Source organism: Streptomyces sp. NRRL F-5630 (assembly GCF_000719475.1).
Classification (GTDB): Bacteria; Actinomycetota; Actinomycetes; order Streptomycetales; family Streptomycetaceae; genus Streptomyces.
The window spans coordinates 1-25,227 of sequence record NZ_JOGO01000083.1 but is presented as its reverse complement, the minus strand read 5'-3'; the positions used below and the strand labels follow the sequence as shown (position 1 = coordinate 25,227).

Below are 25,227 nucleotides of genomic sequence, written 5' to 3'. Positions count from 1 at the left end.
CCCTGTGCGGGCACGTGCGGAGTCCGATCCCGCTCGTGTTGAGCCCCAGCGGGATCGCCAGGCAGGAAGGAGAGGAGGCCGGGAGGCGTATGCGGCATGGCGGAAGGTCCGTTCGTACGCAGGGGTGGGCCCGGTGGTGACACGGGACGTGCCACCACCGCGTCCGCCGCGCGACCGGCCGAGCGCCAGTACGAAACGGACAAGCACACCCTGCCGGAGGCGACCGACACTCGATGAACGCCTGTGGATAACTCGGGGGTTGCCGAGATATCCACAACCCGAACGAGTGATCGCTTTTCCTCCGATTCGACACGTACCGCCCGAGGTGTTCTACGGTTACGGCAACGCGAACCCGGGGTCCCATCCCCCGAGGGCCTTCGTGCACAGGCAGGCCCGGTCCTCCGTAGCCGGAAGATCTGCCACGACGTCGAAAAGGACCGTCCGCAGTCGGTCGACGTTCGCCGCGAAGACCTGCAGCACATCCTGGTGCGAGACGCCCTCCCCTGTCTCGGTGCCCGCGTCCAGGTCGGTGACCAGCGTCAACGAGGTGTAGCAGAGCTCCAGTTCACGAGCGAGCATCGCCTCCGGATGCCCGGTCATCCCGACCACCGACCAGCCCTGCGCCGCGTGCCAGCGTGACTCGGCACGGGTGGAGAACCGCGGACCCTCCACCACGACGAGCGTTCCGCCGTCCACCGCGTCCCAGTCGTGCCGCCTGGCCGTGGTGAGTGCGACGGACCGGCCCGTCGGGCAGTACGGATCGGCGGGGGAGACGTGCACGACGTTCGGCACGGCGCCGTCCGGACGTGGCTCGCCGTCGAAGTAGGTCTGGGCCCGGCCCTTCGTACGGTCGACGAACTGGTCGGGAACGAGCAGGGTGCCAGGACCGTACTCGGGCCTGAGCCCGCCCACCGCGCAGGGCCCGACCACCTGCCGCACGCCGACCGAGCGCAGGGCCCAGAGGTTGGCGCGGTAGTTGATGCGGTGGGGCGGCAGGTGGTGGTCACGTCCGTGCCGGGGCAGGAACGCGACCTGCCGGCCCGCCACTTCGCCGAGGAAGAGCGAGTCGCTCGGCGGGCCGTACGGAGTCTCGACCGAGACCTCCGTGACGTCTTCGAGAAAGGAGTAGAAGCCTGAACCGCCGATGACCCCGATATCGGCCTGGGGCCCCGAGGAGGCCGCGGCACCGGGCCCAGCGGGGCGGGTGGAGGTGGTGTTCGACATGGCGGCACAGTATCGGGACACCATCAGGGACCGGTCCGGCCCCGCCCCTCCGGCGGAGCGGAGGAACAGGGCCGGACGGGAAAGCGGAAGGGTCGTCGCTGTCACTGCGGGGCCGGCTCAGGAGGGAAGGAGTCGGCGATCCCGGCCGAGGCCGGAGGCCGCGCGCAGGCGCGAGCTACAGGTGACGTACCTGTCCGCGACCCGGAAACACCCTGTCCACGGGTGCGGGCATGTCCGCACCGCGACGGGAACGGGCCCGTCCGCACTGCGGGGGACAGACCCGTCCGCGGCAGGAGCTGCCGACAGGACTCAGGCGGCGGGCGCCGGCGAGCTGCTGCTGGAGGAGCTGCTGCTCGACGAGCTGGAACCGGCGTCCGACTTCTTCTCCGCCGCGGGCTTCGCGGCGGTGTCCGAGCCGGTCGAGGGCTTGGTCGCGGGCGAGCTGCTGCTCGACGCCCCCCGGCTGTCGTTGCGGTAGAAGCCCGAGCCCTTGAAGACGATGCCGACGGCGGAGAAGACCTTCTTCAGGCGGCCCCCGCAGTTCGGGCACTCGGTGAGCGAGGCGTCCGTGAACTTCTGGACGGCCTCCAGGCCCTCACCGCACTCGGTGCACTGGTACTGGTACGTCGGCACTTGCTTCCTCCTGGCACTCTGACTCGATGAGTGCTAACGACACTCCATAGTGACGTATTCCGCGCCGTCAGTCCACTGCCGACAAACCCCGGTGACCGATCACACGCCGGGCGCGGGCTCCTCGGCGGCCTCGGCCGGGGGCTTCGCGGTGGTCGGCACGAGTCGCCCGCGCAGGACCGCCAGCGTGAGGAGGGCGGCCAGGGCCCCGAGGGCCGGGACCAGGAAGCCGGCCTGTGAACCGTGCGCGTCCGCGAGCCTCCCCGCGGCCGTCACCGCCGCCGCCTGCCCCAGCGCCACCGCACCGGTGAGCCAGGTGAACGCCTCCGTCCTGGCCCTGGCCGGCACCAGCGCGTCGACCAGCGTGTACCCGGTGACCAGGGAGGGCGCGACGCACAGCCCCGTCAGGAAACCGACCACGGCGAAGAGGGGAACGGAGTGCACGGCCCACAGGGTCGAGGCCACGACGGCGAGCGCCGTGTAGCCGACGAGCAGCCGGCGGTGGGCGGGCCGCTTCCAGGCGATCGCGCCCACAGCGGCGCCCGAGAGCATGTTCCCGCAGGCGAAGATCCCGTAGAGGAGGCCGTTGACACCGGAGTGACCCGACTCCTCGGCGAAGGCCGTGAGAGACACCTGCATACCGCCGAAGACCACCCCGATCCCGAGGAAGGCCACGACCAGCACCCGGACGCCCGGCACCCGCAACGCCGAGGACGGTCCGGCCGTCTCCGTTCGGGGCCCCGGGCCGCCTGCCCCCGACTGCCCCGCCGCCGCCCGGCGCGGCGTGCTGCCGCTGTCCGGTCCGGTGGCGGGGTTGTGGTGGCCGTCGCCCGGCAGACCCGCGCGCTGAACGGCGAAGAGCAGGCCGCCGACGAGGGTGAGCGTGCCCTCGGCGGCGAGACCGGCGACGGGGTGCACGCCGGTGCAGAGCGCGGTGGCGAGGACCGGCCCGATGACGAACGTGAACTCGTCGGTGACCGATTCGAAGGCGGCGGCCGTGGGGAGCAGCGGACTGCCGGCGAGCTTGCTCGCCCAGCGTGCCCGCACCATCGGGCCGACCTGCGGCACCGAAGCGCCCGCCGGGACGGCCAGCAGGAACAGCGCCCACAGCGGGGCATCGGCGAGAGCGAGGGCGGCCAGCGCGGCGACCGAGGCGGCGTGGAGGAGGACACCGGGGACGAGGACGGCGCGTTGTCCGTGGCGGTCCGCGAGCCTGCCGTTCTGCGGGGCGAAGAGCGCCATGGAGACACCGGTGACCGCGGCGACGGCGCCCGCGCTGCCGTAGGACCCGGTGGTGTGTTCCACGAGCATGACCATGGCCATGGTCAGCATCCCGAAGGGCTGCCGGGCGGCGAAGCCCGAGAGGAGGAAGCCCGCGACACCGGGGGTGCGCAGGAGCTGTCCGTAACCGGGACGGCGCGAAGGTGCGCCCTTCGGGGAGCCGGTGCCGGACGAGGAGGCGACCGTGGTTGCCACGGCGCTGCCTTTCTGCCGCCTGGTAGCGCCTCAGCGGGGGAGGCGCCGAGAGCTGTCCACTCGCGCGGAACTGCGGTAGATGCCAGCGCCCGGGAGGGCGTCACGGCCGCCATACGGTCGCGCCAGCTCTGCGTCAGGCAGAGTTGGTCGGTCAGTGATGCGGACCCATCGTATGACGGGTGCGAGCGTCGGCGCGCCTCGCCGCAGGTGGCAGGCCACCTGCGGCGGAGCGATGGTCAGCGGCGGCTCAGGCCGGATCCCGCTCCTCGTCGGGCTCCCCGACGCCTGCCGTCTCGGCCTGGCGCTCCTCCGCCGGACGGAGCCGCTCCGGGGTGGCGTCGTCGGCTTCGGCCGCGTGGCGTGCCGCCTGCTCGCGCGCCTTCTCGCGCGCGGAGGGGGCGGGCGGCAGCGGCGGCACGGAGCCGGTGCCCCGCCGCTCGGCCGCCGGAGCCTCCCGCTCCTCCGGCACGAAAGCGCCGCCCGAGCCACTGCCTGTGCCGCCCGTGCCGCTCCTGCCGGCCGCGTTCCCGACGCCTGAGCCGCCCGCAGCGCCGGTCCTGAGACCCGCGTCCGTTCTCCCCGTGCCCGCGCCGCCCGTGCCCGCGCCGCCCGTGCCCGCGCCGCCCGTGCCCGCGCCGCCCGTGCCCGCGCAGCCCGCACTCGCGCCCCGCACATCCGTGGTGCCGGCCCCCGTACCGCCCGCAGTGGCCGGTTCGCCGTACTCCGGGCGGACCTTGCCCTTCTCGCCGCGTCCACTGACGTCCGCCGACCGGCTGAACCGCAGGCGGCCCAGCGAGCGGCCTCCCGCCTGTCCCGCCCCCGGCTTCCCCGGGGCGACCTCCCGCGCGGTCGCCCCGGGCCGCCCGACACCGCCGCTCCCACGCCCCGTACCGCCGCCCGCACGCCCCGAGCCCGTGTCGGCCCGTCCCGCACCCGTACGACCGCGCCCGGCCCCGGTCCGTCCCGCACCGGCTCCCGCTCGTCCCGTACCGTTCCCCGCTCGTCCCGAGCCGGCGCCCATGCGTCCCGCCGTGGCGACGGCGCCCGAGATCGGGCCGTCGTCCTCCTCGTGTCCGAGCCAGCCGGCGAGCTTGCCGCCGTGGGCGACGGCGCGGAGGCGGCCCTCCGCGGCCTCGCGGACGGGGTCGGTGGCGACGACGAGGAGTTCGTCGCCACGGCGCAGGGTCGTGGTCGGGGTGGGGACGAAGCTCGTGCCCTCGCGGACGACGAGCGTGACGGCGGAGCCCTTCGGCAGGCGGAGTTCGCTCACCTCCACGCCGTGCATCCGCGAGTCGCCGGGGATCGCGACCGACAGGAGGTGGCCGCGCAGGCGCTCCAGCGGCGCGGACTCGACGCCGAGGTCCGCGGTCTCGGCGCGGTTGCCGAGCCCCAGGCGGCGGGCGAGCCAGGGCAGGGTCGGGCCCTGGACGAGGGTGTAGACGACGACGAGCACGAAGACGATGTTGAAGATGTGCTGGCTGTCCTTGATCCCGCCCACCATGGGGATCGTCGCCAGGATGATGGGCACGGCACCGCGCAGCCCCGCCCATGACATGAGCGCCTGTTCCCGCCACGGCCGCCGGAAGGGCAGCAGGCTCAGCAGGACCGATGCCGGGCGGGCGAGGGCGGTGAGGATGAGGCCGATGAGGAGCGCGGGCACCATGTCCGAGGCGAGTTCGTGCGGGGTGACGAGCAGCCCGAGCAGGACGAACATGCCGATCTGCGCGAGCCAGCCGAGGCCCTCGGCGAACCCTCGGGTCGCCGGCCAGTGCGGCAGTTTGGCGTTGCCGAGCACCATCGAGGCGAGGTAGACGGCGAGGAAGCCGCTGCCGTGGGCGAGGGCGCCCGAGGCGTAGGCGGTGACGGCGATCGCCATGACCGCGATCGGGTAGAGCCCCGAGGCGGGCAGGGCGACGTGGCGCAGCCCGTACGCGCCGAGCCAGCCGACCGCGAGCCCCACCGCGGCGCCGATGGCCAGTTCGAGCACGATCTCGCCGAGGAGTACGTACCAGTGCTCGACGGGGCCCGCCGTCGAGAAGGCCACGACGAGGATGACGACCGGCGCGTCGTTGAAGCCCGACTCCGCCTCCAGCGTGCCCGTGATGCGGGAGGGCAGCGGCACCTTGCGCAGCACCGAGAAGACCGCCGCCGCGTCCGTGGAGGAGACCACCGCCCCGATGATCAGCGCGGGCCGCCAGTCGAGACCGACCACGTAGTGCGCCCCGAGCGCCGTGATCCCGACGCTGACCCCGACGCCCACCGTGGAGAGCACCGCCGCGGCGGGCAGCGCCGGGCGGACTTCCTTCCACTTCGTGCCGAGACCGCCCTCGGTGAGGATCACCACGAGGGCCGCGTAGCCGATGACCTGGGTGAGCCGGACGTCGTCGAAGGACACGTTGCCGAGTCCGTCGGTGCCCATGACGACACCGATGCCGAGATAGACGAGCAGGCTCGGCAGGCCGCTGCGCGAGGAGAGGCGCACGGCCGCGACGGCGACGAGGAGGACGACGGCGGAGACGAGCAGGAGCTGGTTGAGGTGGTCGACAGTCAGGGGCCGGTTCCTTTCCGCGGGGGCGGGCACCCGCGTCCACCGGGGGCGGACGGGGGGAGACGCCGGCAAGGGGTACGAGCCGGGCGGAGGGGCGGCTCCGGAACAGAGACGACCCGGTTACTTCGTTACCTTACCTAATCGTTAACGGTTTCTTGATGCGTCTTCGCGAACCGGCTCTCTCGCCCGAGTGCGTCTGATCATGCGGAGATACGACCGCCTTGCACCGGAGAAGTCGGCACACAAGGGGCAAGCCGGTCGGGTGGGGGAGTGCTCAAGTGCCGTGCGAAGCGGGGCGAACGGGCCCTCGGTCCCGGCCTCCGCCGCCGTACCGCGTCCTTGGCCTACAGGCGCTGCGCCTATGGTTGCTCCAGCGTTGGGGTGACTCTCCGCCCGGACGATTCCGCCCGCTCGGCCGCTCGAAGGACAGCAAGGACAGCGATGCCCGCGAATACAACCCCCTCTTCCGGTCATAAGTCCGGCAAGAAGAAAGGGCGTCGAGCCCGCCTCCTCGTGATTCTCCTGGTCCTCGTCCTCGTGGCGGGCGTCGGGTACGGCGGGTGGTGGGGAGTGAGCACCGTCCGGGCCTCGTACCCGCAGGCGAGCGGGACGCTGCAGCTCAAGGGTCTGAGCGGCAAGGTCGAGGTCCGCCGCGACGGCTACGGGATTCCGCAGATCTACGCGGACAGCGACGCCGATCTCTTCATGGCGCAGGGCTACGTCCAGGCCCAGGACCGCTTCTGGGAGATGGACGTGCGCCGCCACACGACCTCCGGCCGGCTCTCCGAGATGTTCGGCGACGGCCAGGTCGACACCGATGCGTTCCTGCGGACGCTGGGCTGGCGGGACGTGGCGCAGAAGGAGTACGACACCAAGCTGTCGGCCGCCACGAAGCGCTCGCTCGACGCCTACACCAAGGGTGTCAACGCCTACCTCGCGGGCAAGGACGGCAAGGACATCTCGCTGGAGTACGCCGCGCTCGGCTTCACCAACGACTACAAGCCGCAGAAGTGGGACGCGGTCGACTCGGTGGCCTGGCTCAAGGCGATGGCGTGGGACCTGCGCGGCAACATGCAGGACGAGATCGACCGCTCCCTCATGAGCAGCCGCCTCAGCGCGAAACAGATCAAGGACCTCTATCCCGCGTACCCGTACGAGAAGAACGCGCCGATCATTCAGGGCGGCGGCGTCGACCCGGTCACCGGCAAGTACGACCCCGACTACAAGGGGTCCCCCGCGGGGACGGGCACGGGCGTCGGCGACGGCACCTCGATGGGCACGGGCACGGGTACCGGCGGAACCGGGACCGGCGGCACGGGCACCGGCGGCACCGGGACGGGCACGAGCGCCGACGGCACCGGGACCGGCGCGGGCACGAGCACCGGCACCGGTACCTCAGCGGGCGCCGGTACCCAGGGCAGCTTCGGCTCCACCGACGCCCAGGCCATCAGCGACAAGCTCACCGGCGTCTACGACGCTCTCGACCGCGTCCCGGATCTGCTCGGCCCGAGCGGCAACGGCATCGGCTCGAACTCCTGGGTCGTCTCCGGCAAGTACACGACGACGAACAAGCCGCTGCTCGCCAACGACCCGCACCTCGCCCCGCAGCTTCCCTCGGTCTGGTACCAGATGGGGCTGCACTGCCGCACGGTCTCGGCGAAGTGCCAGTACGACGTCTCCGGGTACACCTTCTCCGGCATGCCCGGTGTGATCATCGGCCACAACGGCGACATCTCCTGGGGCATGACGAACCTGGGCGCCGACGTCACCGACCTCTACCTGGAGAAGGTCACGAGCGACGGCTACCAGGTCGACGGAAAGATCAAGAAGTTCAAGTCCCGCAAGGAGACGATCAAGGTCGCGGGCGGCACGTCGAAGGTCATCACCGTCCGTGAGACCGACAACGGACCGCTCATCTCCGACCGCGACGGCGAACTGACGAAGGTCGGCAAGAAGGCGCCCGTCGCGAGCGCGGCGCCCGACCGGGGCGACGGCTACGGCGTCTCGCTGCGCTGGACCGCGCTCGACCCGGGCCGTTCCATGGACGCGGTCTTCGCGCTCGACAAGGCGAAGGACTTCAAGGAGTTCCGCTCGGCCGCCGCCCTCTTCGAGGTGCCCTCGCAGAACCTCATCTACGCCGACACCGAGGGCCACATCGGCTACCAGGCACCGGGGAGGATCCCGGTCCGCGCCAAGGGGGACGACGGCTCGCTGCCCGCGCCCGGCTGGGACTCCCGCTACAGCTGGCAGGGCTGGATCAAGCAGGACGAGCTGCCCTGGGAGTACGACCCCGCGCGTGGCTACATCGTCACCGCCAACCAGGCTGTCGTCGACAAGGACAACTATCCCTATGAGCTGACGAGCGACTGGGGGTACGGCACCCGCAGCCAGCGCATCACCGACCTGATCAAGTCGAAGATCAAGGACGGCGGCAAGATCTCCACCGACGACATGACCTCCATGCAGAGGGACAACAGCAGCGAGATCGCCCGCCTGCTCACGCCCTACCTGCTGAAGATCGATGTCAAGGACCCCTACGTCCGCGAGGCGCAGAAACTCCTGGAGGGCTGGGACTACACCCAGGAGCCCGACTCGGCGGCGGCCGCGTACTTCAACGGCGTGTGGCGCAACATCCTGATCCTCGCCTTCGGCCAGAAACTGCCGAAGGAGGTACGGGTCAAGGACGAGTGCCTCAACGTCGAGCCGGCCGGCACCACGGGCCCCGTCGACGAGGACACGCGGGTCCGCGAGTGCGGGCAGCGCGACGCGGACAGCGCGCAGCCCGACGGCGGCGACCGCTGGTACGAGGTCGTCCGCAAGCTCGTCAAGGAACCGGAGAGCGAGTGGTGGTCCTCGCCCAAGACCCGCAAGGACAAGGCGACCGCCACGCGTGACGGCCTCTTCGCGCGCGCCATGAAGGACGCCCGCTGGGAGCTGACCGCGAAGCTCGGCAAGGACATCGACACGTGGAGCTGGGGCCGCCTGCACCAGCTCACGCTGAAGAACCAGACGCTCGGCACCGAGGGCCCCGGCTTCCTCCAGCGGATGCTCAACCGCGGCCCGTACAAGCTGGGCGGCGGCGAGGCGGCGGTGGACGCGACCGGCTGGAACGCCGCGGGCGGTTACGACGTCGTCTGGGTTCCGTCGATGCGGATGATCGTGAACCTCGCCGACCTCGACAAATCCCGGTGGATCAACCTGACGGGCGCCTCGGGCCACGCCTACAGCGCCCATTACACCGACCAGACGGAGAAGTGGACCGAGGGCGAGACGCTGCCCTGGGCCTACAGCGACGCGGCGGTGAAGAAGGCGACCAAGGACACGCTGATCCTGAAACCGTGAGCCGCACGCGCGGCGGTAAGAGGCCCGCGCGACGATGACGGGTGAGGGGCGCCCCCACGACGGGGGCGCCCCTCACGCGTATGGCCCAGCGGAAGCGCCCCTCGCGCGTGCCGCGGACGGACGCCCCCGAGCCGCGCGCCCACGGGGCCGCCCCACCCGTACCGCCGCCCTACCTCCCGAACCGCCGCACCCCCGCCGGGGTCACCGCCGCGTGCACCGGCCGGTCGTGCGGCTCGGCGGGGACGGTGTCGCGCACCTCCTCCTCGTACAGCAGGACGAGGAGGAGCGGCTCGGCGCCCGAGGCGGCGAGCCGCGTCAGCACCCGGTCGTACGAGCCGCCGCCGCGCCCGAGCCTGCGCCCCGCGCGGTCCACGGCGAGCCCCGGCAGCAGTACGGCTTCCGCCTCCGTGACCGCGCCGGGCCCGAGCCGCGACCCGACGGGCTCGCGCAGCGTCATGCGGCCCGCGCGCCGCACCTCGCGCAACGACGCCGGGCCCTCGTAGACGGCCCAGTCGAGGTCGTCGTCGGGCAGCAGCACCGGCAGCAGGACCCGGACGCCGCGCGCGTGCCACAGCTCGATGAGCGGCCCGGTGTCCGGCTCGCCGCCGACCGACACGTACGCCGCCACGGTCCGCGACCCCTCCAGCTCCGGGAGCCCCGAGGCGACCTCGGCCAGCGCGTGCCCCAGGCGCCGTACCTCGGCGGCCGGCCTGGCGTTCCGCTCCGTCAGAAGGGAGCGGCGCAGGACCCTCTTCGCGTCCTTCGTTTCCTCTGGCACTGGGCTCACTGCGCTCCTTATTACGTCATATCAGTCAATATGACCGCCACCTGTGGACAACTTCGCGGGCGGCGGCAAAGCGCTGGCTATGGTGGCGCCATGACTTCCGCACACTCCCGGATCACGAAGGTCGTGATCCCCGCCGCCGGTCTCGGGACGAGGTTCCTCCCGGCGACCAAGGCCACCCCGAAGGAAATGCTGCCGGTCGTGGACAAGCCCGCGATCCAGTACGTCGTGGAGGAGGCCGTCTCCGCGGGTCTGAACGACGTCCTCATGGTGACAGGCCGCAACAAGCGCCCGGTCGAGGACCACTTCGACCGGAACTACGAGCTGGAGGAGGCGCTCCGCCGCAAGGGCGACGGCGACCGCCTCGCCAGGGTGCAGGAGTCCACCGACCTGGCGGACCTCCACTACGTGCGCCAGGGCGACCCCAAGGGCCTCGGGCACGCCGTGCTCTGCGCGGCGCCGCACGTCGGCCAGGAGGCCTTCGCCGTGCTCCTCGGCGACGACCTCATCGACCCGCGCGACCCGCTCCTCGCCCGGATGATCGAGGTCCAGGCCCGTGAGGGCGGCAGCGTCGTCGCGCTCATGGAGGTCCCGCCCGAGCAGATCCACCTCTACGGCAGCGCGGCCGTCGAGACGACGGACGACGACGACGTCGTCCGCATCACCGGGCTGGTCGAGAAGCCCAACCCCGCCGACGCGCCCAGCAACTACGCGATCATCGGCCGCTACGTCCTCGACCCGCGCATCTTCGACATACTGCGCAAGACCGAGCCGGGGCGCGGCGGCGAGATCCAGCTCACCGACGCGCTCCAGCACCTCGCCGAGGACGAGAGGGCGGGGGGCCCGGTGCACGGCGTCGTCTTCCGCGGCCGCCGCTACGACACCGGGGATCGCGGCGACTACCTGCGCGCCATCGTCAGGCTCGCGTGCGAACGTGAGGACCTTGGCCCGGACTTCCGCGCCTGGCTCCGCAGTTACGTCGACGAGGAGATGCAGCCGTAGTGAGCACGACGACGCAGCCCCAGGGCCCCGAGGCCCCCTGGCCGGTGACCGCGCACCTGGACGACATCCTGGCCACGGTGCGCCCGCTGGAGCCGATCGAGCTCCAGCTGCTCGACGCCCAGGGCTGCGTCCTCGTGGAGGACGTGACCGTGCCGCTTTCCCTGCCCCCCTTCGCCAACAGCTCCATGGACGGGTACGCCGTCAGGGCGGCCGATCTCGCGGGCGCGGGCGAGGACGCGCCCGTCACGCTCAAGGTCGTCGGCGACGCGGCGGCCGGGCCGTCCCCCGGCCTGCCGGTCGCGGAGGGGGAGGCGGTCCGCATCATGACCGGCGCCCCGCTGCCGGAAGGCGCGGACACCGTCGTGCCCGTCGAGTGGACCGACGGCGGCCTCGGCGCGGGCCCCGTCGACCGCATGACCCCGCACAGCACCGCGCCCGAGGGCGCCTCGGGCACGGTCCGGGTCTTCCGCTCCGCCGAGCCGGGCGCACACGTACGCGAGGCTGGCAGCGACGTGCGCGAGGGCGATCTCGCGCTCGCGGCGGGCACCGTGCTCGGCCCGCCCCAGCTCGGCCTGCTCGCCGCCTTGGGGCGCGACACGGTCCGCGTACGCCCGCGCCCGCGCGTCGTCGTTCTCGCCACCGGCAGCGAACTCGTCCAGCCCGGCGAGTCCCTGGCGCCCGGCCAGATCCACGACTCCAACAGCTTCGCCCTCACCGCCGCGGCCCGGGACGCGGGCGCGATCGCCTTCCGGGTCGGCGCCATCGGCGACGACGCCGAGACCCTGCGCGCCACGATCGAGGACCAGCTCATCCGCGCCGACCTCGTCGTGACCTCCGGCGGCGTGAGCGTCGGCGCCTACGACGTAGTGAAGGAGGCCCTGACCGGCTGGACGGGGCTGCCGGAGACGACCGCCGAAGGTGAGGGCGAGGATGTGGGCACGGGCGAGGACGCCCCGGCGGCCCAGAACCGAACCGCCGCCGACAACGTCCCCGCCGCCGAGAGCGTCCCCGAGGCCGAGGCCGAGGGCGCCCGCGCCGAGGCGCCGCGCGGTGTCGCCTTCCGCAAGCTCGCGATGCAGCCGGGCAAGCCCCAGGGCTTCGGCACGATCGGGCGCGACGCGACGCCCGTCCTCGCCCTTCCCGGCAACCCGGTCTCCGCGTACGTGTCCTTCGAGCTGTTCGTCCGCCCGGCGATCCGGGCCCTCGCGGGCTTCACCGACCTGCACCGCCCCACCGTCCGCGCCGTCGTCGATGCCCCCAAGGCCCTCACCTCGCCCGCGGGCCGCCGCCAGTACCTCCGCGCCCGCCACGCGGACGGCCGCGTCACCCCCGTGGGCGGCGCCTCCTCGCACCTGGTCGGCGCCCTGGCGCGGGCGGACGCCCTCCTCGTCGTGCCCGAGGAGCGCACCTCGGTGGAGCCGGGCGAGGAAGTGGAGGTCGTCCTGCTCGGCTGAACGGCTCCGGTACGGGGCGGGTCCGCGCGGCGCGTGGGGCGCCCCGCGACCGGTGCTGCCCTGATTCCACCGGTCCCGGGCGAGTACCGTGGCTGCCCGACACCGGCCCGCGCGAGACGCCCGCGAGCCCACAACGGGAGCACCTTCGCCTCATGACCGCCACGCCCGCGGGGGCCGCCGCCCCCGAGCCCGCGGACCCGCCGCCCGGCGGGCTCACGCACCTCGACTCCTCGGGCGCGGCCCGCATGGTCGACGTGACCCGCAAGGACATCACCGCACGCACCGCACGCGCCACCGGACGCGTCCTCGTCACCCCCGAGGTCATCGCCCTGCTCCGGGGGGAGGGCCTGCCCAAGGGGGACGCCCTCGCGACCGCCCGTATCGCGGGGATCATGGGTGCCAAACGCACCCCGGACCTCGTGCCGCTCTGCCACCCCCTCGCGCTCTCCGGCGTGACCGTGGACCTGGAGGTCACCGACGAGGCCGTCCGGATCACCGCCACGGTCCGCACGACCGACCGCACGGGCGTCGAGATGGAGGCCCTCACCGCCGTCTCCGTCGCGGCCCTCACGGTCGTGGACATGGTCAAGGCCGTCGACAAGGCCGCGACCATCACCGACATCCGCGTCGAGACCAAGACCGGCGGCAAGTCGGGCGACTGGCACCGCGAGGGGGCGTCCGCCGGTACGGGCGGGGCCGCCCGGGAGCGTACGCGCGCGGTGGCGCCCCGTCCCCCGGCCGGGCCGCGTACCGCGCTCGTCGTCACCGCGTCGAACCGTGCCGCCGCCGGGGTCTACCCCGATCGCGGCGGGCCGCTGATCGCCGAGGCGCTGCGGGCCTGGGGCTTCGCGACCGAGGGGCCGCAGGTCGTGCCGGACGGGGCACCCGTGGAGGCCGCCCTGCGGGCAGCGGTCCAGACCGGCTACGACGTCGTCGTGACGACGGGCGGCACCGGGCTCACGCCCACCGACCTCACGCCCGAGGCGACGCGCGCCGTCCTGGACCGCGAGATCCCGGGCGTCGCGGAGGCGATCCGCGCCGAGGGGCTCGGCAAGGTCCCGAGCGCCGCGCTCTCGCGCGGGCTCGCCGGGGTCGCGGGGACCACCCTCGTCGTGAACCTGCCGGGCTCCACGGGCGGCGTCCGCGACGGACTCGCCGTCCTGGAGCGCTGGCTGCCGCACGCCGTCGACCAGGTCCACGGCGGCGACCACCGCCCGGCCCCGGAGCAGACCGGCGCCGGCACCGACCCGGGCCCGGGCACCACCGGCCCCGCCGAGAACGCCGGGAGCCCGAGCTGAACGGGTATCTGTCCACGTGGCCCGTCGTGCTGACGGAGGGCGACGTGACCTTGCGCCCGATAAGACAGCGCGACCAGAGCGCCTGGCGCGAGGTGAACCGGCGCAACCGCGACTGGCTGCGCCCCTGGGAGGCGACGATCCCGCCGCCGACCCCCTCGGGCCCCATCACGCACCGCCCGACCTACCGTCAGATGGTCCGGCATCTGCGCACGGAGGCGAAGGCGGGCCGCATGCTGCCCTTCGTCATCGAGTACCAGGGGCGCCTGGTCGGTCAGTTGACGGTTGCGGGGGTCACCTGGGGCTCGATGTGCTCGGCGCACATCGGGTACTGGGTGGACCAGGACATCGCCGGACGGGGTGTCATGCCGACCGCCGTGGCCCTGGCAGTCGACCACTCCTTCTTCCGGATGGGCCTGCACCGCATCGAGGTCTGCATCCGTCCGGAGAACGGCCCGAGCCGCCGCGTCGTGGAGAAACTCGGTTTCCGCGAAGAGGGCCTGCGCCCCCGTTATCTGCACATCGACGGCGGCTGGCGCGACCACCTCGTCTTCGCGCTCACCGCGGAGGAGGTGCCGCACGGCTTGCTGGCGCGGTGGCGGGCCCGGCGCAGCTCACAGGGGGAGACGCGGGGTGACGCACGGGGTGAGGCGCGAGGCGAGCGCGGGGAGTGGAAAAGCTCTTCCTCATAATTCGAAAAGTTATTCGAATAGCAGGGTGATCTGATCCGTACATACCATTCATGCCTTTCTGTTGATCAGATCGTTCCTAAAAATGCCCGTGTTATCAGTCGGTTCGTGCGACACACCGACTCAATTGGCGGATCGCCTGGCGAAAACCCCTCTACCGTGTGAGAGGTGAGCAGCAGTGGCCTCATTTACGCAGTCATCGTCGGGGCCTGGGCGGCCTATCTGGTCCCCATGTGGCTTCGCAGGCAGGACGAGCTGAACGAGGCCCGTCCGACGGAACGTTTCAGTACCGCCATCCGGTTGCTGTCCGGACGCGCGGGGATGGAACGCCGTTACGCCAAGGAGTTGCGGGAACGCGCCCCGGGCGAACCGGAGCAGGCCCCGGCGGGCGAGGCGGAGCCGACCGAATCGGTCGACGTCCGCGCCTTCGCCGCGCCCAGGACCGTCCTCCGCGAGACGCCCCAGCAGCCGCCCGCCTCCGTGCCGTCCTCGCCTCCGGAAGCTCCCCGCGAGCCGCTCGCCGAGGAGCCGCGCGGACGGGAGCACGCCCGGCACGCCGAGGCGGCGCGGGGAGCGGCGGAGCCCGAGGCCGAACGGGACGAGCGGCCCCGGACCGTATGGAGCCCCGACGCCGCGGAGGTGCAGGCGCGCGCCCGCCGCACCCGCGTACTCGCCCGCCGTCGGCGCACGACGGTGCTGCTCTTCCTCGTCTTCACGCTCGGCTCGGTCGTCGCGGCGGTGTGGGGACTCGGCTTCCTGTGGGTGCCCGCCGTCCCGGCCGTGCTGCTCAGCGCCTACATCGGCGCCACCCGGCTCCGGAGCGCCACCCGGCTCCGGAGCGCCACCCGGCTCCGGAGCGCCACCCGGCTCCGGAGCGCCACCCGGCTCCGGAACGGCGTCCCGCGCCCGAGCGCCGGTCCGCGCCCGAGCGCCGGTCCGCGCCCGAGCGGCGTCCCGGGGCGGACGAGCGTCCGACCGAGCTGATCGCTCCGCAGCCCGAAGCGCCCGCGCGCCGCGCCCCCGCCGAGGACGCCCGGCGTCCCGAGCCCGCCGGGCACCCCGATGCCTCGGCGCTCGCCGCGGACCGCCGCGCCCTGGTGGAACAGACCGACCACGCGGAGTGGGTCGACCAGCAGCGCGCCCCGGGCAGGGAGCCGCGCGGCGCGGGCTGGGACCCGGTGCCCGTACCGCTGCCGACCTACGTGACCGCACCCGTCGCCCCCCGCGCGACCCAGGACGTGGACCTGGGCGCCCCCGACGTCTGGTCCTCGGCCCGCTCCACCCCCGCGGAGCCCACCCCGCGAGCCGAACCGGAGCAGGCGGTGGAGTCCCGCCCCTCGCGCCGCACGCGCGGGCGCCGCCGCAACACCCCCCTCTTCGACCAGTACGAGGAGAAGCCCCCGCCCCGCGCGGCGGGCGAGTGAGCCGGCGACCGCGCAGGGGCCCCTGACCTGTGCGGAACGGATTACCGAGCACCCCTTCGGGGGTGCTAGAGTTTCACTCGTCGCAAGGGCCTGTGGCGCAGTCCGGTAGCGCACCTCGTTCGCATCGAGGGGGTCAGGGGTTCGAATCCCCTCAGGTCCACAGCAGCTCAAAGCCCCTCCCGGGTTCACTCGGGAGGGGCTTTCTGCTGCCGTACAGCAGCGGAGTACAGCAACCGCTACGACTGCCGTCCCAGGTGCTTGCCGAGCTTCCGCAGCGCCTTGCGCGTCGCCTCGGACGGGACGTGCGTGTAGACCTCCATCGTTACTGCGATCTTGCTATGGCGAAGGATCTGCATAGCCACGCGAGGATGCACGTCCAGAGCGGCAAGGAGCGAGCCGCACGTGTGCCGGGTGTCGTGGAGGCGTATACCCCGGACGCCCGCCTTCTCGGTGCGATTGGCGAACGAGCGGTTGAAGTTCCGGGGTTCCACCGGCGTCCCGTACCGCGTGGTGAAGACGAAATCCGAGTCGGCCCACAGCTCACCGGCGGCGAGTTGCGCCCGCTCCTGTTCCTGCCTCCGCAACCTCAGGGCGTTCACGCAGATCTGCGGCAGCGGGAGCGTGGCCGAGGAGGCTTCGGTCTTGGTCTCGTCATGGACCAACTGGCGGCGGATACGCTGGAGCTGGAGTTGCACTGTGATTTCTCCGCACTCCAGGTCCACGTTTCCCCAGGTGAGACCAAGCACCTCACCACGCCGGAAGCCGAGCACCAGGATCAGGACGTAGGCCGCGTAGAGCGGGTCGTGCGCCGTCTGGGCGGCCTCCAGGAACCGCCGCGCCTCCTCGACCGACCAGGGCTTGCGCTGGACCTTGCGACCGGACCGCACCTTGACGAGTCCGGCCACGTTCTTCGTGATCAACTCTTCGGTCATCGCGTTGGTCAGTGCGGACCGCAGCACGGCGCGGGCGTCCTGAATCGTTCGGCGGGAGGCAACCTGTCGGCAGCACCGACCCACAGCGCAGCAGCGGGGCTTGTCGCGTCGCGCGTCCTTCCCCTGCGCGCAGCACTGGCACTCGTCTAGTAGGCGATTCACCCAGGTCCGCACGTCCCGAACCGTGAGCTTGTCGAGGCGCTTGTCCCCCAGGCCGGGCGTCAGATAGAGGCGCACGTGCATGGCGTACGTCTCCGCCGTCTTCGGCTTGAGGTCCGGCTCGACCACCTCCTTCACCCACCGCGCGAGGTAGGCGGCAAGCGTCGGCACCGAGGTAGCCACCGGGCCCTTCTTCGCCTCCGCGTGCAGTTTGATCCACTTGTCGTGGACCTCTTCGCGGGTCTTGCCGTAGACGTACTTGCGGGCGCGCTTACCGTCCGGTTTGGTGACCCAGACATAGGCGGCGTGGCCGTTCCTGTACGGGTAGATCGAGCCCTCACCGTTGCCGCGCTTGCCGCTCATGCGGACCACTCCTCAGCGGCCTCAGCGCAGCGGCTGACGTACTCGTCCACCCAGGCCGGGAGGATGCGGCGGTTGCGCCCGATCTTCACCGAGCGGATCTCTCCGGTGAGCACGAGCATCTTGGTCTTGGACAGGCCGAAGCCGAGCATCTCGGCAACCTCGGCGGTGGTGTGCCACTTGCGCTGGATCACGACAGCGGCCATGCCATGTCCCCTTCCTCATGGGCGAGTTGGGCAAGTTCTTCGCGGGCGGTTTCGCGGTTGGTGCGGATCTCGTGGGCGATGCGGGCGGTGAGCCAGGATTCGCCGGGGGTGTGGCCGTGTCCGGCGTAGACCCAGTGGGCGAGGGTGAGCGTCGAGGCGTCGGGGTGGTCGTCCGGGTCCGGCAGGCCCCTCTCGTGGCGTTCCTGGCGGGCGCGGTATTGCGCGCGGGTGTGGCGCAGGGCGCCGAGGGTGGTGGAGTAGCGGCGGGACTTGGTGGAGAAGTGGCCCCGGAAGCCGAGCATGTGGGCCCACTGCCAGAGCTTGCGGTCCGGGTAGGCGTCGTCGAGGCGGTAACAGGCTTCGATCAGGTGGCGGGTGTGCTGCGGGAGCTCCCGGAACCTGTCCAGCTCTGCCAGCTCCCCGATGCGGCGATCGACCGTGCCCGTGGTCTCGGCGGCTTTGGTGGCGTACTTGGCGACGTAGGCGGCCACGGCCTCTTCGCTCAGCTCCGTGTTCGCGCTCGCCGCACCGATCGGGCGCACATCCACCTGCGCACCCCAGCGCAGGACGCGGGCCGGGAAAGCGCCGGCGGGGGCGAGCGGCACAGCGACCCGGCGGGCAGCGGCCGGGATCGCATCCTCCAGGAGCCCCGTGGTCGCCCAGGCGGGGGGCGGCTCGTCGGGACCTTCGGGGCCGTCGAGGCGGACGATCGCATGGAAGTGGATCGCGCCCCGTTTCTGGAACTCGGCGACCTTCCCGAACGAGATCCGGCACACCTCGCCCAGGGCGGACTGGGTGAGCCCGGCGCGGCGGGCGATCTCGCGGCGCAGGTAGATCGTGAAGCGGCGCCACAGGTCCCCGGCGTGGTTGTTCCACAGCACCGCGCCCGCGTAGTCGTACGTGGTCGGGTCCAGGGCCGTGCCCAGGGCGGGTGAGTCCTCGGGGTGCTGGGTGCCGCAGCGGCAGGTGCCGGAGGCGGGCCGGTTGTGGACCGGGCCGAAGCTGGGGGCGGTCAGGGTGGCGAAGACCTTCGGGTGCGCGGCCACCGTGCGCGGGGTGCCCTTGTTCGGGTCCCCAGACAGGCCCGCGCGGATCAGGTGGAAGGTGTCGCCCGCGTACGTCCAGGCGCACGAGGGGCAGCGCGAGGCACGCCGGTTGCCGCACGCCACCCGCAGCACCCCGCCCGGCTCGTGCTCGGTCGAGTACGAGTACAAGACCTGTCCCGTGCTCTTGTCGCGGGTCACCGTCTGGCCTGACAGGCGGATCGGGTCCGAGCAGCCACCGGTGCGGCGCACCTGTTCCTGCCAGCGCTCGAAGCCCGGCAGGTTCGCCACCCGCAGCAGATCAGCAAGGGTCGTCGGGGCAAGGCCAACGGCCGCAGCGGAAGAGGCCACGGCCGAAGGCTCGACGGGGAAGACCGTCACCGAAGGTCCTCCCCCGCGTAACTGTGCCCGGCCGGGGGATAGAGGCCCCAGACCTTCGCTCTCTCCTCCGCGTAGAGCGCGTCATCCACAACGGTGAAGAACTCCGTGTGCGGACGCACGTCGTGCGCGTCGAGGTACGAGGCGATCAGTTCCATGCGCTCTTCGTCGGCCACCTCAGCGGCCCGCAGCGCGTCATCGAAGGCGCTCACGAGGCCACCGCCAACGACGGCTGGTGCTGCGGGAGAAGGGCCACCAGGCGCGCCACCACGGCGGCATAGCGGTCCTTGGCGTCCTCGGTGATCTCGTCCGGGGTGATCTCGCCGGGGACGTACTCGATCAGGCCGGAGCCCGTGCACACCGGGCAGAACACGTCCAAGGGCGAGTAGTCCCCGGCGAAGCCGGAACCCGCGCAGATGTTGCAGTCACCCCACAAAGAGGACGTCAGGACGTTCAGGCACTCCGCCGGGTCCGGGCACCGGCGGTGACCACACGCCGGGCAACCACGGTCAAGCGAGACATGCGCGGTACGAGCAGATGCAGGCATGATGGAAGCTCCCTCAGTGGGATCTAGGCGCGGTGCGTTGCTGCCAGGCGGGCACCGCGCCTTCTTCATCTCCGACGAAGTTCTCCGGAGAACTTCGTTCAGAATGAGGGAGTTCTCCGGAGAAGTCAACGGCGTCAGAGCTTGGTTCTCCAGAGAACGTGGTTGAAGATGGGTACATGGACCACCTCCCAGATCTCCTGACCGGCGACGATCGCCCCATCTACGTGCGGATTGGGGCCGTCCTACAGCGCGCGATCGAGTCGGGAGAGATGGAACCGGGCGAGCGGGTGCCTGGCGAAAATTCTTTGATGGATCACTACGGCGTGGCTCGGGAGACTGCCCGCAAGGCGCTCGATGAGCTAGCCAAGGCTGGCCTAATCACCAAGGTGCGGGGGTCGGGGACCTACGTACGCGAAGAGCGCCGTCTGACCCGGAAGCCTCGTCGGTATCGCAGGCAAAAGCAGCTCGGGGAGTTCGCAACAGACGCTATGGACGCGGGACGAGATCCCAATGTGCAAGCCTCTAGCGTTCATGTCGTTGCTACATCAAAGGTCGCGGAGCGACTGGCAATCCGAGCGGGTGACCCCGTGATGAAGACGGAGTATCTGTTCCTGGCGGATGGGGAGCCCATCCAGTCATCCATCTCCTATGAGCCACTTGAACTGACCGGTGGCACAGAGGTGGAGTTTCCCGAAGAAGGCAGGTACGCCAACGCGGGCGTCATTCCCCGGATGGACGCCATCGGAGCACACATCACTCACGTGACCGAAGAAGTCACCGTGCGCCCGCCGCGAGCTGCCGAGGTCAACGCTCTCCGCATCGAGTCAGGCGTACATGTCTTCTGTATCCGGCGCACCTTCCGAACCGATCAGCGCCCGGTAGAGACAGCCGACATCATCCGGCTGCGCTCCGCTCCGCCGGGCGCGCTCCCGGCTCCACCGGGGCGCCGCTCCTGCCTCCGGCCCGCTCCGCCCCGCTCCGCCGACGCGCGCCCCTGCAATTCCATCCCGCCCACCTTCGGCCCAGCCAGAGGCGAGCAGCCACGGCCCAGGGCGTCAAGGTCGTTCGTACAGTGGCGCGCTCCACCTTGACGCCCTGGGCCGCGCCCGCTCCACGGTGTGTGGGCCGAAGGCGGACGGGATGGAAGCAGGGGAAGTGGTGGGTTGAGGTGGGATGTGAGTGCAGCGGTACAGCAGCGAAGTACAGCAACCGCAGCGAACTTGACCGGCCGTAAGCGGCCTACTGTGACCGCTTCACCATGTGGGCGACCCGTTCCGACCGCCACGCCCGTAGTTCGCATCGAGGGGGTCAGGGGTTCGAATCCCCTCAGGTCCACAGATGACTGTTCCCGAGTTTGCTCGGGAAGGGTTCGCGAGATCCCGTCCGATCTGATGATCGGGCGGGATCTTTGCGTGTGCAGGGCCTGTTGGAGGTGGTGGCCGCGTGCCGGTAGGCGGGCCGTTCCTGTGAACGCGTCAACGCTCGCTCGCGTCGGGCCCCGTGCCGGGGCGGGTCGCCGAAGGGATCCGCGTCATCCGAAAGATACTGATGGCGCTGCCGATCCCTCCGTGCCCGTGTCATCGGCCGGGAAGCCGCCGGAGCATCCGGCCTGCCGGCACATCATGGTGGGTTCGCCGCAGCCGATGCCCCGCTGCGGGCTCGGGCGGTCTGCGAGGCGCTGGGTCTGGAGATCGCGCCCGGCAACGTCAACAAGGTTCGGCTGAAGCTCAAGTGGTTGGTCGAACGGGGGAGCTCGACCGCACCTGAGCAGGGATAGTTCACCCGGCCACGGCCTTGGCCGCCCGGAGAAGCCGTCGTCGGCCCGACAGCCCCCCCGCAAGCGCGAAGCGGGCAGCACGTCACTTACCGCCTCTGGGCCCTCGCAAGCGGTCCCTCTCGGGCAGTGGTGCGTTGCGGTGGACCCTGCGGTTCTTTCCGGCTTCGAGGATGGAGAGGGTCGGGGCACGAGTGAGGCCCCTGCCCCCGGCCGTGGTGTAGGCGCGTCGTGAACGGTGAGGTGCGGACGTGCCCGCCTTCAGTGGGTTCCTGTCACAGCCCTGTTAGTGCTGCTTGGGACGCAGGGTGCTGTCCGGGCGCAGGGTGCCGTCGTCGTCGAGGTCGTCCAGTACGGCGGGCAGGCCTTTGGTGAGCATCTTGGCGCGGACGGTGCCGAGGATTTTGGCCATGAAGAATCCTCCGGTGCCAGTGAAGCCGGTGTGGTGGTAGGTGAAACGTGTCCCGCCGCCGTGCGGTGCGAGGTGGTAGGCGACCTCGGTTACCTCGCCGCCGCCCTCGTCCTGCCAGGAGTAGCGCAGCAGCGAGGGTTCACGGGCCTCCAGGACCTCGCACAGCACCACGCCGCTCCACCCAGGCTTCGGCTTGGCGATGAACTTGAACGTGGTGCCGACCGTGGCCGTGAAGCCCTCCAGGCGCGCGCCGGCGCCGGTGGCCGTCCACAGCGGGATCAGCTCTGGATCGGTCACGGCGCGCCAGACCTTCTGCGGCGGGTGAGGGTAGTCGCGGACGATGTGGATGGTGCTCATGGCGGGGCTCCTCTGGGCGGGTGTCTAGCGCAGCATACTTACAGTCAGTGGAAATTTATAGCCACAGAAATTTTACGCAGGCTGGATTAGTCTGCATCCATGAGCATGCGCACTGTGGACTGGACGGCTTTGCGCCGTCGTGACGCGGAACCCGCCGCTGAGGGCCTGCGGGAGCGCAAGAAGCGGCTGTTGCGGCGGCAGCTGTCGGATACGGCCACCGAGATGTTCATGGAACGGGGCTTTGACGCCGTGCGTGTCTCCGAGATCGCCGATGCCTGTGGGGTGTCGGAGAAGACCGTGTTCAACCACTTCCCCACGAAGGAGTCCCTCGTCCTGGACCTGGGCGAGGCCACCTTGGACTCCCTGCGGACCACGCTGGCCGATCCGGAGCTGTCGCCGGTCGAGGCCGTGCTGAAGATCTTGTCCGGCGAGCTGGCGGGCATCACGTCCTGGCTGACCGAACAGCACGATTTGGCCCAGGCGAAGACCATGCTTCTGCGCTTCGGCATGCTGATCGGATCCACCCCGTCCCTGCGGGCCTATCAGCGCGACATGGCTGACCAGCAGGTCGCCGTGGCCGCCGAAATCCTGGCCCGGCGCAACGGGATGAGCCCGCACGACCCTGAACCACAGATCGCCGCGACCGCCCTGCTCGCCCTGTGGCCCCTCCAGTTCCAGGCGCTCCGCAGGCACCTGAACCGCGCCCAGACACCCGAGCGGTTGCACGACATGGTGAGCGCCGACGTCCAGCGCGCGGCCCGACTCATCGAGACCGGGCTGGCCTCGCTCGCCCCCGCCCGGCACAGCGAGTGAAACGACCAGCCGGTCTCGGGTAGCGCACGGTGTGCCCTATACCGGCGGTGCGCCCTACACCGGCGGTGCGCCTTCCCGGCAACCCACCTACCGCAACGGCCATCGCGGACGGGCTCTTGGGTCTGTCTGGTCAGAGCACTACGAGCCCCGTCCTCGGCGTGCCCACAACCCAGGTGACGGCTCCGGCGAAGGGGTCCGGGCCGGTTGCTCCCCTGTGTGCGCGGGGCGGTTCGGTGTGGCGGGCGGTGGTCTGTCCGGAGCTTCCCGTTCTCCCTACGGTGGGACGACGTACGAGAGCCGGTCCCGGCAGCGGGTCCGGCACGGCTCCGGCATGGGGGAAGGAGAAGCGATGGACGTGAGCCTGCTGGCCGGTGAAGGGGCGACCGCGCTCGTCGGGCTGATGGTCGCCGACGGGTGGGCGGCCGTCAGGGAGAGGGTGGCGCGGTTCTTCTCGCGCGGCGACGACGCGGGGGAGGCGGAGCGGGTCGAGGCCGAGTTGGAGGAGGCCCGGCGTGACCTCGTGGAGGCGAGTGAGGACCCGGGGATCGCCGAGGACGTCGAGGCGGCGTGGCGGCTGCGGTTCCGGCGGGCGTTGCGCGAGCACCCGGAGGCGGTGGGCGAGCTGCGCGCACTCCTCGACGAGCTGGTGCCGGAGCAGGAGCGTACGGGGAGCGGGGACACGTACAACTCGGTGAGCGGCACCGTGAACGGCGGTTTGGTGGTGCAGGGGCGGGACTTCGGGGCCACGACCATCGGGCTTCCGCGACCGGCTCCGCGCGGAGAAGGAGGAGCAGGCGGAGAGGGGGCGTCTGGCCGCTGAGGGCGGCGGGTGAGGTGCGGGGGTACGGCGAGGGGTGCCGGGCCGGAGGTCGGGGTGGGGCCTCCGGGGGGTGGCGTCGCGGGGTCGCGGGGAGTGGCGCGGGCGGGGGGCGCCGGGTGCCGCGTCAGGGGCGGAGGGACTTCACGTAGCAGAGGCTCGTGTCGTACTCGCGGTACAGGCCGAACTTGGCGGGGGCCGGGGTGTAGCCGCTGGAGAGGTAGAGGGCGACGGCCTCGGGCTGCATCGTGCCGGTCTCCAGGACCATGCGGGTACGGCCGGCCTCGCGGGCGTCCTCCTCCAGGAGCGCGAGGACGCGGCGCGCGAGGCCGAGGCCGCGGGCCTCGCGGATCACGTACATGCGCTTGAGCTCGGCGTCGCCGTCCGTATACCCCTCCTCGTTCGTGTCCTGGCTGCGCCAGCCGCCGGTGGCGACGGGGCGCTCGCGCTCGTCGTAGGCGAGGAGGTAGAGGCCGCGGGGCGGGGTGAACATCGCGGCGTCGAGCGGGGTCATGTCGCCGTCGTCACCGTAGCGCTCGGCGTATTCGAGCTGGACCTGGTCGTTGAGCTTGACGGCGTCCGGGTGGTCGTACGGGACGGGGCGGATCTGCATGAGGATGATCGTACCGCCGGTCGCATCTGTGGATAACTCCGGACGAATGTCCGAGCGTGTGCTCTAGGGTTTCGGGTGTGCTGATCGTGACGAGTGTGAACGTGAACGGGCTGCGTGCCGCGGCCAAGAAGGGCTTCACCGAGTGGCTGGCGGGGACCTCGGCGGATGTGGTGTGCCTCCAGGAGGTACGGGCCGAGGCCCACCAGCTGCCGGAGGAGGTGGCCCGCCCCGATGGGTGGTTCAGCCTGCACGCCCCGGCGGTCGACAAGGGGCGGGCCGGGGTCTCGCTCTACACGCGGCGGGAGCCCGACCGGGTGCGGACGGGCTTCGGCAGCGCGGAGTTCGACGGCTCCGGGCGCTACGTGGAGGCGGACCTGCCGGGCGTCACGGTGGCGAGCCTGTATCTGCCGAGCGGTGAAGTGGGGACCGAGCGGCAGGAGCAGAAGTACCGCTTCATGGACGAGTTCCTCACGTACCTCAAGGAGCTGCGTGAGCGGGCGGCGGCGGAGGGGCGCGAGGTGCTGGTCTGCGGGGACTGGAACATCGCGCACACCGAGGCCGACCTGAAGAACTGGCGGGGCAACCGCAAGAACGCCGGCTTCCTGCCCGAGGAGCGGGAATGGCTGTCGCGGGTGCTCGACCCCGCGGACGGCGGTTACGTGGACGTGGTGCGCGCCCAGCACGCGGGGGTCGAGGGACCGTACTCGTGGTGGTCGTACCGGGGGAGGGCCTTCGACAACGACACGGGGTGGCGGATCGACTACCACATGGCGAGCGCGGGGCTCGCCGGGCGTGCGGTGAAGGCGGAGGTCGAGCGGGCGGCAACGCACGCGGAACGGTGGAGCGACCACGCGCCGGTGACGGTGACGTACGAGGTGTGAGGAGGGGGAGGGGCAAGGGGGAGGAGCGGTTGGGGCGGTTGGTTCGGGCGGGGGAGGAGTGTCGCGG

The 25,227-nt window shown here is 71.5% G+C and carries 21 protein-coding genes, 1 tRNA gene and 1 pseudogene; 11 read left to right on the top strand and 12 right to left on the bottom strand.

The genetic code is table 11. The features are described 5' to 3' along the window. Positions 1 to 336: 336 nt before the first annotated feature. The 4 genes from IF99_RS0126495 to IF99_RS0126480 all read right to left on the bottom strand — a co-directional run bounded on the left by IF99_RS0126495 (position 337) and on the right by IF99_RS0126480 (position 5,881). Positions 337 to 1,224 carry an S-methyl-5'-thioadenosine phosphorylase gene (locus IF99_RS0126495; RefSeq protein WP_031000163.1) on the bottom strand — a complete coding sequence of 296 codons (888 nt, stop codon included), beginning with the start codon at positions 1,222 to 1,224 and terminating at the stop codon, positions 337 to 339. A gap of 309 nt (positions 1,225 to 1,533) precedes the next feature. Next, positions 1,534 to 1,857: an FmdB family zinc ribbon protein gene (locus IF99_RS0126490; RefSeq protein WP_031000161.1), complete on the bottom strand. Its 324-nt coding sequence runs from the start codon at positions 1,855 to 1,857 to the stop codon at positions 1,534 to 1,536. A gap of 99 nt (positions 1,858 to 1,956) precedes the next feature. Then, the gene (locus IF99_RS0126485; protein WP_031000159.1) at positions 1,957 to 3,330 is read right to left on the bottom strand and encodes an MFS transporter; all 1,374 of its coding nucleotides are present in this window, start codon (positions 3,328 to 3,330) and stop codon (positions 1,957 to 1,959) included. A 247-nt stretch (positions 3,331 to 3,577) separates the two neighbouring features. Beyond that, positions 3,578 to 5,881, bottom strand: coding sequence for a potassium/proton antiporter (locus IF99_RS0126480; protein WP_199806569.1), 2,304 nt, complete (start codon positions 5,879 to 5,881; stop codon positions 3,578 to 3,580). A gap of 438 nt (positions 5,882 to 6,319) precedes the next feature. Between IF99_RS0126480 and IF99_RS0126475 the strand changes: the two genes are divergently transcribed. After that, positions 6,320 to 9,220: a penicillin acylase family protein gene (locus IF99_RS0126475; protein WP_199806568.1), complete on the top strand. Its 2,901-nt coding sequence runs from the start codon at positions 6,320 to 6,322 to the stop codon at positions 9,218 to 9,220. A gap of 169 nt (positions 9,221 to 9,389) precedes the next feature. Here IF99_RS0126475 and IF99_RS0126470 read toward each other — a convergent pair whose 3' ends face one another. After that, positions 9,390 to 10,007, bottom strand: a complete 618-nt coding sequence (locus IF99_RS0126470; protein WP_031000153.1) for a 5-formyltetrahydrofolate cyclo-ligase — start codon at positions 10,005 to 10,007, stop codon at positions 9,390 to 9,392. A gap of 90 nt (positions 10,008 to 10,097) precedes the next feature. On the opposite strand from IF99_RS0126470, the gene galU reads away from it, so the two are divergent. From galU to IF99_RS0126435, 6 genes and pseudogenes are all read left to right on the top strand, one after another. Further along, positions 10,098 to 11,006: a UTP--glucose-1-phosphate uridylyltransferase GalU gene (galU, locus tag IF99_RS0126465; protein WP_031000151.1), complete on the top strand. Its 909-nt coding sequence runs from the start codon at positions 10,098 to 10,100 to the stop codon at positions 11,004 to 11,006. Beyond that, entirely contained in the window at positions 11,006 to 12,460 is a 1,455-nt protein-coding gene (gene glp, locus IF99_RS0126460; protein WP_031000148.1) for a gephyrin-like molybdotransferase Glp, read from the top strand. The genes galU and glp overlap by 1 nt, the downstream gene beginning before the upstream one ends. 152 nt (positions 12,461 to 12,612) lie before the next feature. Continuing rightward, positions 12,613 to 13,758 carry a bifunctional molybdenum cofactor biosynthesis protein MoaC/MoaB gene (gene moaCB, locus IF99_RS0126455; RefSeq protein WP_031000147.1) on the top strand — a complete coding sequence of 382 codons (1,146 nt, stop codon included), beginning with the start codon at positions 12,613 to 12,615 and terminating at the stop codon, positions 13,756 to 13,758. A 26-nt stretch (positions 13,759 to 13,784) separates the two neighbouring features. Beyond that, positions 13,785 to 14,447 carry a GNAT family N-acetyltransferase gene (locus IF99_RS0126450; protein WP_031000145.1) on the top strand — a complete coding sequence of 221 codons (663 nt, stop codon included), beginning with the start codon at positions 13,785 to 13,787 and terminating at the stop codon, positions 14,445 to 14,447. Positions 14,448 to 14,612: 165 nt separating this feature from the next. Continuing rightward, positions 14,613 to 15,868: pseudogene (locus IF99_RS35210) on the top strand (hypothetical protein). Between the two features lie 86 nt (positions 15,869 to 15,954). After that, positions 15,955 to 16,028, top strand: a tRNA-Ala gene (locus tag IF99_RS0126435). A 76-nt stretch (positions 16,029 to 16,104) separates the two neighbouring features. On the opposite strand, the gene IF99_RS0126430 is transcribed toward IF99_RS0126435, so the two are convergent. From IF99_RS0126430 to IF99_RS0126410, 5 genes are read right to left on the bottom strand one after another with little or no spacing between them, the layout of a single operon-like run. Continuing rightward, complete coding sequence (locus tag IF99_RS0126430; protein ID WP_031000141.1) at positions 16,105 to 17,322, bottom strand: site-specific integrase; 1,218 nt, start codon at positions 17,320 to 17,322, stop codon at positions 16,105 to 16,107. Further along, positions 17,319 to 17,525, bottom strand: a complete 207-nt coding sequence (locus IF99_RS0126425; RefSeq protein WP_031000138.1) for an excisionase family DNA-binding protein — start codon at positions 17,523 to 17,525, stop codon at positions 17,319 to 17,321. Before IF99_RS0126425 ends, IF99_RS0126430 begins: the two co-directional genes overlap by 4 nt. Continuing rightward, entirely contained in the window at positions 17,510 to 18,919 is a 1,410-nt protein-coding gene (gene repSA / locus IF99_RS0126420; RefSeq protein WP_037827665.1) for a replication initiator protein RepSA, read from the bottom strand. The genes IF99_RS0126425 and repSA overlap by 16 nt, the downstream gene beginning before the upstream one ends. 26 nt (positions 18,920 to 18,945) lie before the next feature. Next, on the bottom strand, positions 18,946 to 19,158 hold the full coding sequence (locus IF99_RS0126415) for a hypothetical protein (RefSeq protein WP_031000135.1): 213 nt from the start codon (positions 19,156 to 19,158) through the stop codon (positions 18,946 to 18,948). After that, positions 19,155 to 19,493, bottom strand: a complete 339-nt coding sequence (locus IF99_RS0126410) for a hypothetical protein (RefSeq protein ID WP_158716662.1) — start codon at positions 19,491 to 19,493, stop codon at positions 19,155 to 19,157. The genes IF99_RS0126415 and IF99_RS0126410 overlap by 4 nt, the downstream gene beginning before the upstream one ends. A 176-nt stretch (positions 19,494 to 19,669) precedes the next feature. Between IF99_RS0126410 and IF99_RS35850 the strand changes: the two genes are divergently transcribed. Next, complete coding sequence (locus IF99_RS35850) at positions 19,670 to 20,584, top strand: GntR family transcriptional regulator (RefSeq protein ID WP_158716661.1); 915 nt, start codon at positions 19,670 to 19,672, stop codon at positions 20,582 to 20,584. A 969-nt stretch (positions 20,585 to 21,553) separates the two neighbouring features. Here IF99_RS35850 and IF99_RS0126405 read toward each other — a convergent pair. Further along, entirely contained in the window at positions 21,554 to 22,036 is a 483-nt protein-coding gene (locus tag IF99_RS0126405; protein ID WP_031000131.1) for an SRPBCC family protein, read from the bottom strand. A gap of 99 nt (positions 22,037 to 22,135) precedes the next feature. Between IF99_RS0126405 and IF99_RS0126400 the strand changes: the two genes are divergently transcribed. Continuing rightward, positions 22,136 to 22,849 (top strand): TetR/AcrR family transcriptional regulator, encoded by a 714-nt coding sequence (locus tag IF99_RS0126400; RefSeq protein WP_234340867.1) that lies wholly within the window; start codon positions 22,136 to 22,138, stop codon positions 22,847 to 22,849. A gap of 349 nt (positions 22,850 to 23,198) precedes the next feature. Then, the gene (locus tag IF99_RS0126395; protein ID WP_234340866.1) at positions 23,199 to 23,669 is read left to right on the top strand and encodes a hypothetical protein; all 471 of its coding nucleotides are present in this window, start codon (positions 23,199 to 23,201) and stop codon (positions 23,667 to 23,669) included. A gap of 124 nt (positions 23,670 to 23,793) precedes the next feature. Here IF99_RS0126395 and IF99_RS0126390 read toward each other — a convergent pair whose 3' ends face one another. Further along, positions 23,794 to 24,279 carry a GNAT family N-acetyltransferase gene (locus tag IF99_RS0126390; protein WP_031000126.1) on the bottom strand — a complete coding sequence of 162 codons (486 nt, stop codon included), beginning with the start codon at positions 24,277 to 24,279 and terminating at the stop codon, positions 23,794 to 23,796. A gap of 77 nt (positions 24,280 to 24,356) precedes the next feature. Here IF99_RS0126390 and IF99_RS0126385 point away from each other — a divergent pair, with 77 nt between their 5' ends. Then, positions 24,357 to 25,160, top strand: coding sequence for an exodeoxyribonuclease III (locus IF99_RS0126385; RefSeq protein ID WP_031000125.1), 804 nt, complete (start codon positions 24,357 to 24,359; stop codon positions 25,158 to 25,160). Positions 25,161 to 25,227 lie beyond the last annotated feature (67 nt).